This is a genomic window from Pseudomonas sp. (assembly GCF_048269965.1).
In the GTDB taxonomy this organism is placed as follows: Bacteria; Pseudomonadota; Gammaproteobacteria; order Pseudomonadales; family Pseudomonadaceae; genus Aquipseudomonas.
Genome location: NZ_JBLWTV010000041.1, coordinates 1 through 10,476, shown reverse-complemented (window position 1 = coordinate 10,476; position 10,476 = coordinate 1). Strand labels below are relative to the sequence as shown.

Genomic DNA, 10,476 nt, shown 5'->3' with positions numbered 1-10,476 from the left:
TAGTCCCTCCGCCTCGGCACTCTTTTGGCTTACCTCTTCCACTTTAGAGTGCCTGACGAACATACAAGCCCGGATGAGATCCGGGGAGAGTCGATCCGACAGGGCTACCGGCGCTTGAGCAACCAGCGCTGTGGGCCGGGCTGGTACTCGGGCATCTCGTCGAACTGGGCGCGGTTCTGCGCTTCGAAGATGCGTAGCTGATTGCCTTCGTGGACGAACAACCAGGGGCTGCCCTGGTCGCCAGCTTGCAGCCAGAGGCTGTCATGTTCGCCGCTCATGGCCGCGCAGTCGCCCGCCAGGCACAGGGCGAAGCGTTCGGCACCGGGCAGGCCCTGCACCTGTCCGTCGCTGTTGAAGCGCACCAGGCCGCCCTGGCCCAAACCCTCTTCGATCAGCCAGTCGCCGCCCAGGTAGTCGCGGTATAGCGCCTGTTCGAAGCTGCTGCCCAGCGGCTTGGGCTCACCGGAGCTGGTGACGCGGGTGAAGTGCTGCTCGGGCCAGTAATCGCTGGCGATCTGCACCAGCTCGCCATCTTGCACGCCCAGCTGTTCCTGGTAGTCGCCGTAGAAGGTCACCTGCCAACGCCCCTCTCCGGTGCCCTGCAGCCTGCCCTCGGCCAGCTCGAAGCCATTGCTGTAGCTGGCCTGCTGCCGTTCGGGGTTGATCTGCCATTCGAGATTGGGCCCATAGGCGAGCAGGGCCTCGCGCAGGCGACCGCTTTCGCGGGCGGCATCGATGGCTGCCTGGTTGATCCAGGTGCCGCTCGGGTCGTTGTTCGGCGTACTGGCGCAGCCGCTCAGCAGGGCGCCGCATAGCAGCAGAGGAAGCAGACGCATGGCGATCTCCATGCCGGGGAAGGGCGAGCGGGGCCGGGGCCCCGCTCGAACGACTTATTCGATGACCAGGATAGCGTCCATTTCCACCTGCGCGCCGCGCGGCAGAGCAGCAACGCCGATGGCGGCGCGAGCCGGGTAGGGCTGTTCGAAGTAGCGGCCCATGATCTCGTTGACCTTGGCGAAATGCGACAGGTCGGTGAGGAAGATGTTCAGCTTGACGATGTCCTTGAACGAACCGCCGGCGGCTTCGGCTACGGCCTTGAGGTTCTCGAACACCTGCACGGTCTGTGCCTCGAAGCCTTCGACCAGTTCCATGCTCACCGGGTCCAGCGGGATCTGACCGGACATGTAGACGGTGTTGCCGGCCTTGATCGCCTGGGAGTAAGTGCCGATGGCGGCGGGGGCCTTGTCGCTGGTGATGACGGTCTTGCTCATGAATCGCTCCTTGTGAGAACTGGTTGGGTCGAGCACCCAGCCTACAGACTGGAAATGGGGGAATTGTGTCAGGCGCGTACTCGGGTGATACGCATCACGCCCTTGAGCGCGCGCAGTTTCTTGATCACGCGGGCCAGGTGCACGCGGTCATGCACGCTGACCACCAGCTGCACGACGCTGATGCGGCCATCGCGTTCGTCCATGCTGATCTTCTCGATGTTGCCATCGGCGGCATTGACGCTGCTGGCCAGCAAGGCGATCAGGCCGCGCTGGTGCTCCAGCTCGACGCGCAGTTCGACGTTAAATTCGCCGGTAACGTCCTTGGCCCAGTTGAGCTGGATGCATTTTTCCGGGTTGTGGCGGATATCGACGATGTTCCGGCAGCTCTCCATGTGCACCACCATGCCCTTGCCGGCCGACAGGTAGCCAACGATGGGGTCGCCCGGGATCGGCGTGCAGCACTTGGCGTAGCTCATCACCAGGCCTTCGGTGCCGCGAATCGCCAGCGGGCCTTCGCTGCTCGGCAAGGTGTCGTCGCCATTTTCGGCCAGCAGGCGGCGGGCCACGACGTAGGCCATGCGGTTGCCCAGGCCGATGTCTTCGAGCAGGTCCTCGATGACTTCCTGGCGGTACTCGCCCAGCACGGCTTGCACGCGCTCGGCGGAGATTTTCTCCAGGTGCGTATCGAAGCTGGCCAGCACCTTGTTCAGCAGGCGTTCGCCGAGGCTGATGGATTCGGAGCGGCGCTGCTGCTTGAGGGCGTGGCGGATGTGCGTGCGCGCCTTGCCGGTGACCACGAAATTGAGCCAGGCCGGATTCGGGCGTGCGCCCGGTGCGGTGACGATCTCCACCGTCGAACCACTTTCCAGCGCCTGCGACAGCGGCGCCAGGCGGCGGTTGATGCGGCAGGCAATGCAGGTGTTGCCGACGTCGGTGTGCACCGCGTAGGCGAAGTCGACCGCGGTGGAGCCTTTCGGCAGCTCCATGATGCGGCCCTTGGGCGAGAACACGTAGACCTCGTCCGGGAACAGGTCGATCTTCACGCTTTCGATGAATTCCAGCGAGTTGCCGGCGCGCTGTTGCAGTTCCAGCACGCCCTTGACCCATTGGCGCGCGCGGGCGTGGTTGCCTTTGGGCGCTTCGTCCTCGCTGGACTTGTACAGCCAGTGCGCGGCGATACCGTTGTTGGCCATCTCTTCCATCTCGCGGGTGCGGATCTGGATTTCGATGGGTACGCCGTGCATGCCGAACAGCGTGGTGTGCAACGACTGGTAGCCGTTGGCCTTGGGAATCGCGATGTAATCCTTGAAGCGGCCGGGCAGCGGCTTGTACAGGTTGTGCACGGCGCCGAGCACGCGGTAGCAGGTGTCGACCTTGTCGACGATGATGCGGAAGGCGTAGACGTCCATGATCTCGTTGAACGCCTTACGCTTGCCGCGCATCTTCTGGTAGATGCTGTAGAGGTGCTTCTCGCGGCCGATCACTTCGCCTTCCATGCCTTCGCGCTGCAGGCACACCTGGATCGACTCCTCGATCTTGGCGACGATTTCCTTGCGGTTGCCCCGAGCGCGGCGCACGGCGGCGCGGATGCGCTCGGAGCGCATCGGGTGCATGGCCTTGAAGCCCAGGTCTTCGAACTCCACGCGCATGTTGTGCATGCCCAGCCGGTTGGCGATGGGCGCGTAGATTTCCAGGGTTTCCTTGGCGATGCGCCGGCTCTTCTCGTGCGGCATGGCATCGAGGGTGCGCATGTTGTGCAGACGGTCGGCGAGCTTGACCAGAATCACGCGGATGTCGCGGGCCATGGCCATGGCCATCTTCTGGAAGTTCTCGGCCTGCGCCTCGGCCTTGGTCTCGAAGTTCATCTGGGTCAGTTTGCTGACCCCGTCGACCAGTTCGGCCACGGTCTCGCCGAACTGCGCGTTGAGCGCTTCCTTGGCGATGCCGGTGTCTTCGATCACGTCGTGCAGCATGGCGGCCATCAGGCTCTGATGATCCATGTGCATGTCGGCGAGGATGCTGGCCACGGCCAGCGGATGGGTCACGTAGGCTTCGCCACTGCGGCGGCGTTGGCCATCGTGCGCCTGTTCGGCGTAGAAGTAGGCTCGGCGAACCAGGTTGACCTGGTCATGGCCGAGATAGGCCGAAAGTCGGTCGGCGAGAGCGTCTATACCAGCCATGGGGTATTCCCCTCATGGCCGGTTTGGCTACACGCCGCGCAACTTCGACCCGGCATCATCGACTTACAGAGGCTCGTTGGCCTCTTCCTCGAAGGCAGCGAACAGCGGTTCTTCTTCGACGATGTCGTCCTGGGCGATCACGTCATAGTCCACCAGGCCAGCCGCGATTTCGCGCAGGGCCACGACGGTGGGCTTGTCGTTTTCCCAAGCCACTTTCGGCTCTTTGCCGCCGGTGGCCAACTGGCGCGAACGCTTGGTCGCGAGCATGACCAGTTCGAAGCGGTTATCAACATTGTCCAGGCAATCTTCGACGGTAACGCGAGCCATGGTGTTCCTCGTAACGTGTGCGGATAAGCTTGGCCCGAACGGGCGAGCGGACTGGATATTGTAAAGCAGCTGCAAGCTTCAAGCTACCAGCAGGAGCCAAACCGGCCTTGCTTTTACTTTCAGCTTGTGGCTTGAAGCTTGCGACCGCTCTTATGCCAGCAGTTCGCCGAGCAGCCCGGCATGGCGCTGCTGTTGCTGCGTTTGCGACAACTGGTTGCTGCGGAAGATGGCTTTCAGGTCGCTCAATGCATGATTGAAGTCGTCGTTGATCACCAGGTAGTCGTATTCGACATAGTGGCTCATCTCGCTGACGGCCTCGCGCATGCGCCGTTCGATGATCTCGCCGCTGTCCTGGCCGCGGTTGGTCAGGCGGTGGCGCAGTGCTTCCTGGGTTGGCGGCAGGATGAAGATGGATTTGCTCTGCGGCATCAGCTTGCGCACTTGCTGTGCGCCCTGCCAGTCGATCTCCAGGATCAGGTCGAAGCCTTCGCTCAGGGTCTGCTCGACCCATTTCTGCGAGGTGCCGTAGAAGTTGTCGAAAACCTGGGCGTGTTCGAGAAACTCGCTGCGCTCGATCATGGCGCTGAACTGCGCGTGATCGACGAAGTGGTAGTTGACCCCGTCCACCTCACCTGGACGCATGGCGCGGGTGGTATGCGATACCGAGACGCGAATCTGCGCCTCGCTGTCGATCAGGGCCTTGACCAGGCTGGTCTTGCCGGCGCCGGAGGGTGCGGAAACGATGTAGAGGGTGCCGGTGGTGGCCATTAGAGCTTCCTGAGCAAATCTTGGTGGGCGTGAAAACGTAGCGAGCGACGGCTAGACAAGGCGAAATCAGGTGAGAAAGCGGAGTTTACGACTGTAAATGAGCATTTCGAACCTGATTTATACGCTTCGCTCCCCTTCGGGCCAGCCTTTGGCTGTTACTACGCTTTGCTTCGTTTCAACGCGGTATAGCCTAGCGCAGCAGTGTTCACTCGATGTTCTGTACTTGCTCACGCATCTGTTCGATGAGCACCTTCAAATTGACTGCCGCTTGTGTGCTGCGCGGGTCGAAGGCCTTGGAGCCGAGGGTATTGGCCTCGCGGTTGAGTTCCTGCATGAGGAAGTCCAGGCGCCGCCCGGCAGCACCGCCGGCCTTGAGCACGCGACGGACTTCGCTGACATGGGTACTGAGGCGATCCAGCTCCTCGGCCACGTCGCTCTTCTGCGCCAGCAGTACCAGCTCCTGCTCCAGGCGTTGCGGATCGAGCTCGGCCTGCATCTCGGCGAAGCGGGTTTCGATCTTGGCGCGCTGCCCGGCGAGCATCTGCGGTACCAGTTCGCGCAGGGCGGCGACTTCGTCGAGCATGCTGTCGAGGCGCTCGTTGAGCAGCCTGGCCAGCTCGGCGCCTTCACGAGCGCGGCCGGCCTTGAGTTCGCCCAGTGCCTGGTCGAACAGCTTCAGCGCGGCGGAGTTCAGCGCTTGCGGGTCAGCCGAGTCGGCCACCAGTACGCCGGGCCAGGCCAGCACTTCCAGCGGGTTGAGCGGGGCCGGCTGCTGAATCAGCGCGGCGACCTGCTCGGCGGCGGCGATCAGTTGGCGAGCCCGCTCGCTGTCGACCTGCAATGGTTTGCCGGCACTTTCTTCGGCGAAGCGCAGGGTGCATTCCACCTTGCCGCGTGACAGACCCTGGCGCAGGGCTTCGCGCACCGCGCCTTCGAGGTCGCGGAAGGCTTCCGGCAGGCGCAGGTGCGGTTCGAGATAGCGGTGGTTGACCGAGCGCAGCTCCCAGCTCAGTGTGCCGTGAGCGGTTGCCTGCTCATTGCGGGCAAAGGCCGTCATGCTGTGAACCATGGGATACCTCGTGGAAGTCGGCTCGAAAAGCGCAGGATTGTAGCTCACGGCGCCTGCCCATTTCATGTGCAGGCGATCGGGCCTGATGTCTGCTGGCGCCAATTCTGCGTGTCGCCGTGCTCGACCGCCCCCTATAATGCGTGCTGTTTTCACTTAATGAAGTAGGTATCGCTCGATGAAACGTCCCAGTGGCCGCGCCGCCGATCAGTTGCGCTCGATTCGCATCACCCGCAACTACACCAAGCATGCCGAGGGTTCGGTGCTGGTCGAGTTCGGCGACACCAAGGTGATCTGCACCGTCAGCGTCGAGTCGGGCGTGCCGCGTTTCCTCAAGGGCCAGGGCCAGGGTTGGCTGACTGCCGAATACGGCATGCTGCCGCGCGCCACCGGCGAGCGTAACCAGCGTGAAGCCAGCCGTGGCAAGCAGGGTGGCCGTACCCTGGAAATCCAGCGCCTGATCGGTCGTTCGCTGCGCGCGGCGCTGGATATGACCAAGCTGGGCGAGAACACCCTGTACGTCGATTGCGACGTGATCCAGGCTGACGGTGGTACCCGTACCGCTTCGATCACCGGCGCCATGGTGGCGCTGATCGATGCGCTGAAAGTGCTGAAGAAGCGTGGTGCGCTCAAGGGCGATCCGCTCAAGCAGATGATCGCTGCGGTGTCGGTCGGCATCTACCAGGGCGAGCCAGTGCTGGATCTGGACTACCTGGAAGACTCCGCCGCCGAGACCGACCTCAACGTGGTGATGACCAACGCCGGCGGTTTCATCGAAGTGCAGGGCACTGCCGAAGGCGCACCGTTCCAGCCTGAAGAATTCAACGCCATGCTGGCGTTGGCGCAGAAGGGCATGAACGAGATCTTTGAACTGCAGAAGACCGCCCTGGTCGACTGAAATCTTCAACCGCGCGGAGCACCCGCATGAATGACGATATGCAAAACCCGGTTCCGACGCCCAGTCAGGAAGCGCGTCAGTGGGCGATGTTCTGCCACTTCGCCGCGTTTCTCGGGTTGGTGTTCCCCTTTGGCAATCTGCTCGGTCCGCTGATCGTCTGGCAGATCAAGAAGGATTTCGACCCATTCGTCGATGCGCAGGGCAAGGAAGCGCTGAACTTCCAGATCAGCGTGGCGCTGGCCGCCATCGTCTGCTTCATCCTGATGGTGGTGGTGGTGATCGGCTTCCCGCTGCTGATGCTGCTGGGCCTGGCCGCGCTGGTGCTGACCATCATCGCGGGTATCAAGGCCAACGAAGGGCAGCCCTATCGCTACCCGTTCAGTTGGCGGCTAATCAAGTAATTGCACTGGAAATGATCGGAAGGGTCGACCCTTCGGTGGCAGGGAAGGACAGGTTTGATGAGTGTGCGAATGTTGGCGTTGGCTTGGTTTCTGGCGGCGCTAGTCGGGTGCGGTGATGCTGCGCGGACGCTGGCCGAGCAGACGAAACTGCAGGCTTTGAGGGTCGAGGCTGCACAATTGCACGACGTGGGGCAGTCGCGGCAGGCGATTGCCAAGTTCAAAGAGGTGGCCAATAGCCCGGTCGCAACGGATGCGGAGAAAGCTCATGCGCTTCGCTTCATCTCGCTGGGCTATTACGAGCTGAATGACTTTCCGCGCTCAGGCGAATACGCGGCCAAGGCTGCAGCCTACTATCCACAGGGTTCCTACGATTACCTGGTGAATATGGCTGACGCCGATCTAATGCAGGGCAGGGTGCCGGAGGCCGCCGCCAGGCTCGAGCAGGCTCATGCGCTGGAGCCCCGCGGTCTGGCAGCCAATAACGTGTTGGGCCTGCTATACCTGGGCGACAACGGCGAGCAGTACGCTGATCATCGCAAGGCGCTTGCCTATAATCGGGCTGCGTTCGAGATCGAGCCGGGTCGTATTACCGAGATCGCACTGGTGCGTAATTATTTGGCGTTGCATGAATACGAGCAGGCTCGTGCCCATCTGCTCGATCTGAGTCGGCGCTATGCCGATGACGCTTACATACGCAATCTGTTGGTGCAGGCCGACAGTGGTTTGAATCAGTAACTCAAGTGATAAAAAAGCCGGCTCTGATAGGCCGGCTTTTTCGTGTCTGTCGATCAGATGCTGAGAATCCAGTCGTAATCGACGATCAGCGGCGCATGCTGGGAGAAGCGCGGCTGACGTGGCAGGCGTGCGCTGCGCACGCTACGGCGCATGCCCGGAGTGAGCAACTGGTAGTCGAAGCGGTAACCCAGGTTGAGCATCTCGGCCTGCTCGTTATCCGGCCACCAGCTGAACTGGTCACCTTCGCGGCTGACTTCGCGCAGGGCGTCGACATAACCCATATTGCCAACCACCTCATCCATCCAGGCGCGCTCGGGCGCCAGGAAGCCGGGGGATTGCTGGCAGTCACGCCAGTTCTTCACGTCCAGCTTCTGGTGCGCTACATGCAGCGAGCCGCAGTAGATGTACTCGCGACGCTTGCGGCGTTGCTTGTCCAGATAATGGGTGAAATCGTCCATGAACTTGAATTTCTGATTCAAGCTCTCGTCACCGTCCCGCCCACTTGGCAGGAGCAGGGTGGCGATACTTACCTTGTCGAAATCGGCCTGCAGGTAGCGCCCGTAGCGATCGGCCATCTCGAAGCCGAGGCCGCTGATCACCGCCTTGGGTTGCAATCGCGAGTAGAGCGCCACGCCACCTTGGCTGGGCACTTCACCGTCGCATGCATAGAGGAAATAACCATCCAGCTGGAAGGCTTGGTCGTCCATTTCAAAGGCGGAGGCACGGGTGTCTTGCAGGCAGATCACGTCGGCATTCTGGGCTTGCAGCCAGCTGAGCAGACCTCGCTCGGCCGCAGCCTGAATACCATTCACGTTCACACTGATGATCCGCATAAATGGCCCCCAAAAACACGTGCGTGTATGATACCCGAGCTCACCTCATTTAGCTAAATCCGTGCCGTCCGGGACTTTTCATGCAAGCGTACCAGCGCGATTTCATTCGCTTTGCCATCGAACGCGGTGTTCTGCGTTTCGGTCAGTTCACCCTCAAGTCCGGGCGTACCAGCCCTTATTTCTTCAATGCCGGCCTGTTCGACAGTGGTCTGGCGCTGGCTCGGCTGGGGCGTTTTTACGCGGCTGCCATCGTCGACAGTGGCATCGACTTCGATGTGCTGTTCGGCCCGGCCTACAAGGGCATTCCGCTGGCGGCGACCACTGCCGTGGCGCTGGCCGAGCATCATCAGCGCGATCTGCCCTGGTGCTTCAACCGCAAGGAAGCCAAGGATCACGGCGAGGGCGGCACTCTGGTCGGTGCGCCGCTCAAGGGCCGGGTGCTGATCGTCGATGACGTGATCACCGCCGGCACCGCGATTCGTGAGGTGATGCAGATCATCCAGGGCCAGGGCGCGCAGGCTGCCGGCACGTTGATCGCGCTGAACCGCCAGGAGCGTGGTCAGGGCGAGCTTTCCGCCATTCAGGAAGTCGAGCGCGACTTCGGCATGCCCGTAGTGAGTATCGTGTCACTCGAACAGGTATTGGAATATCTGGCAGGGGATGCTGAACTGAAGCAATATCTGCCGGCCGTCGAAGCCTATCGCGCCGAGTACGGAATCTAGCCCTAGCACAAGGTCGTCTTATGCCTGCACCGCTCCTGACCCGCTGTACGCTGCTCTGTAGCCTGCTACTGCCGCTGTCTGGCGTGGCTGCCGAGCTGTATCGCTACGTCGATGACAAGGGTGTGACGGTGCTCAGTCGCCAGGGTGTGCCGCCGGAGTTCATCGGCAAGGGTTACGAGGTGCTCAATGATCAGGGGCGCGTGCTGCGGGTGATCCCGCCGGCCCCGACGCCTGAAGAGTTCGCCCGCATGCAGGCGGACAAGGCGCGCGCCAGCAGCGACGCCAAGTTGCTGCGTCTGTACACCAATCTCGATGATGTCGACCGTGCCCGTGAGCGCAAGCTGGCCGAGCTCGACAGTGTCACCAGCGTCGCGCGTGGCAATCTGCAGTCGGTGCGTACTCAACAGGCCAACCTGCAGAGCCAGGCGGCCGACCATGAGCGTGCCGGGCGCCAGGTACCGGAGCATTTGCTGGCGCAGATCAACAACCTCAAGGAAGAGCAGCGGCGCCTGCAGCGTGATATCGCCCGTTACAAGGAGACGCGCACCCAGGCCGAGGCGGGTTTCGCCGCTGATCGTGCGCGCCTGGCCGAGTTGTTTGGCGAGCCGCAGAAAAAGCCTTAGGGCTCAGTCATTCAGCCCAGCGGCTGAGTTTTCTCGAAACGCTCGATCTTCTCCCTGAGCCACTGCGGCAGCGGCGCGCTGCTGCGTGTCGCGGCGTCGGCGTGAACATAGACGATTTCGCCGCTGGTCAGTAGCTCGCCGTCGCGCCAAATGCCGAGTGCGAAGGTCAGGCTGGACCTTCCCAGGCGCGCGCTGCGCACGCCAATCTGCAACTGATCGTCGAAGCGCGCCGGGGCGCGGTATTCGAGCAAGGCGCGGATGGCGAAGAAATCGCCGCCGTCCCGAGCCAGGTCGGCGGGGTAGGCGACGCCCAGCGCCCGGAAGTATTCAGTGATGGCGACATCGGCGTAGGTCAGGTAGTGGCCGTTGAAGACAATGCTTTGCGGATCGACTTCTGCCCAGCGCACGCGCAAGGCGTGGAAAAAGCTGAACTGGCTGAGTTCGGGCAGGCTGCTCATGGGCGTTCCGTTATGAAAAGGGTCCCGGTGAGCGTGGTCGTTGGTCGGTAATGCGGCAAGTTCGAGTTGGTGTGCGGATGGCCTGCGATAAGCCCGCTCGATGGCCGGCGTCATCTCGTAGGGTGCGCCGTGTGTTCAGCCGGGGGACATAGGTAACGGGTGTCGGGAGACATAGGTAACGCATTTAGGCTTAC

General features: G+C 62.2%; 13 protein-coding genes. 5 read left to right on the top strand and 8 right to left on the bottom strand.

What is annotated here, in order from left to right; all coding sequences use genetic code 11:
* Positions 1–104: 104 nt before the first annotated feature.
* The 6 genes from ACN0X6_RS24545 to ACN0X6_RS24520 all read right to left on the bottom strand — a co-directional run bounded on the left by ACN0X6_RS24545 (position 105) and on the right by ACN0X6_RS24520 (position 5,615).
* A complete protein-coding gene (locus ACN0X6_RS24545) occupies positions 105–836 on the bottom strand; it encodes a hypothetical protein (RefSeq protein ID WP_417707943.1) in 732 nt (243 codons plus the stop codon).
* Between the two features lie 54 nt (positions 837–890).
* Complete coding sequence (locus tag ACN0X6_RS24540; RefSeq protein ID WP_003464610.1) at positions 891–1,271, bottom strand: RidA family protein; 381 nt, start codon at positions 1,269–1,271, stop codon at positions 891–893.
* Between the two features lie 68 nt (positions 1,272–1,339).
* Entirely contained in the window at positions 1,340–3,451 is a 2,112-nt protein-coding gene (spoT, locus tag ACN0X6_RS24535) for a bifunctional GTP diphosphokinase/guanosine-3',5'-bis pyrophosphate 3'-pyrophosphohydrolase (protein WP_417707941.1), read from the bottom strand.
* A gap of 63 nt (positions 3,452–3,514) precedes the next feature.
* Complete coding sequence (gene rpoZ, locus ACN0X6_RS24530) at positions 3,515–3,778, bottom strand: DNA-directed RNA polymerase subunit omega (protein WP_003464606.1); 264 nt, start codon at positions 3,776–3,778, stop codon at positions 3,515–3,517.
* A gap of 150 nt (positions 3,779–3,928) precedes the next feature.
* On the bottom strand, positions 3,929–4,546 hold the full coding sequence (gene gmk / locus ACN0X6_RS24525) for a guanylate kinase (RefSeq protein WP_417707940.1): 618 nt from the start codon (positions 4,544–4,546) through the stop codon (positions 3,929–3,931).
* Between the two features lie 205 nt (positions 4,547–4,751).
* Positions 4,752–5,615: a YicC/YloC family endoribonuclease gene (locus ACN0X6_RS24520; protein ID WP_417707939.1), complete on the bottom strand. Its 864-nt coding sequence runs from the start codon at positions 5,613–5,615 to the stop codon at positions 4,752–4,754.
* Between the two features lie 175 nt (positions 5,616–5,790).
* Between ACN0X6_RS24520 and rph the strand changes: the two genes are divergently transcribed.
* The 3 genes from rph to ACN0X6_RS24505 are packed head-to-tail and all read left to right on the top strand — an operon-like array spanning position 5,791 to position 7,646.
* The gene (rph, locus tag ACN0X6_RS24515) at positions 5,791–6,510 is read left to right on the top strand and encodes a ribonuclease PH (RefSeq protein ID WP_192985516.1); all 720 of its coding nucleotides are present in this window, start codon (positions 5,791–5,793) and stop codon (positions 6,508–6,510) included.
* Between the two features lie 26 nt (positions 6,511–6,536).
* A complete protein-coding gene (locus ACN0X6_RS24510; RefSeq protein WP_417707938.1) occupies positions 6,537–6,911 on the top strand; it encodes a DUF4870 domain-containing protein in 375 nt (124 codons plus the stop codon).
* A gap of 57 nt (positions 6,912–6,968) precedes the next feature.
* Positions 6,969–7,646 carry a tetratricopeptide repeat protein gene (locus ACN0X6_RS24505; RefSeq protein ID WP_288255867.1) on the top strand — a complete coding sequence of 226 codons (678 nt, stop codon included), beginning with the start codon at positions 6,969–6,971 and terminating at the stop codon, positions 7,644–7,646.
* A 53-nt stretch (positions 7,647–7,699) separates the two neighbouring features.
* On the opposite strand, the gene ACN0X6_RS24500 is transcribed toward ACN0X6_RS24505, so the two are convergent.
* The gene (locus ACN0X6_RS24500) at positions 7,700–8,479 is read right to left on the bottom strand and encodes an exodeoxyribonuclease III (protein WP_017676062.1); all 780 of its coding nucleotides are present in this window, start codon (positions 8,477–8,479) and stop codon (positions 7,700–7,702) included.
* An 80-nt stretch (positions 8,480–8,559) separates the two neighbouring features.
* Between ACN0X6_RS24500 and pyrE the strand changes: the two genes are divergently transcribed.
* Complete coding sequence (gene pyrE / locus ACN0X6_RS24495) at positions 8,560–9,201, top strand: orotate phosphoribosyltransferase (RefSeq protein ID WP_417707937.1); 642 nt, start codon at positions 8,560–8,562, stop codon at positions 9,199–9,201.
* A gap of 20 nt (positions 9,202–9,221) precedes the next feature.
* Positions 9,222–9,824: a DUF4124 domain-containing protein gene (locus ACN0X6_RS24490; protein ID WP_417707936.1), complete on the top strand. Its 603-nt coding sequence runs from the start codon at positions 9,222–9,224 to the stop codon at positions 9,822–9,824.
* Positions 9,825–9,835: 11 nt separating this feature from the next.
* On the opposite strand, the gene ACN0X6_RS24485 is transcribed toward ACN0X6_RS24490, so the two are convergent.
* Positions 9,836–10,282, bottom strand: a complete 447-nt coding sequence (locus tag ACN0X6_RS24485; RefSeq protein WP_417707935.1) for an acyl-CoA thioesterase — start codon at positions 10,280–10,282, stop codon at positions 9,836–9,838.
* Positions 10,283–10,476: the final 194 nt, after the last annotated feature.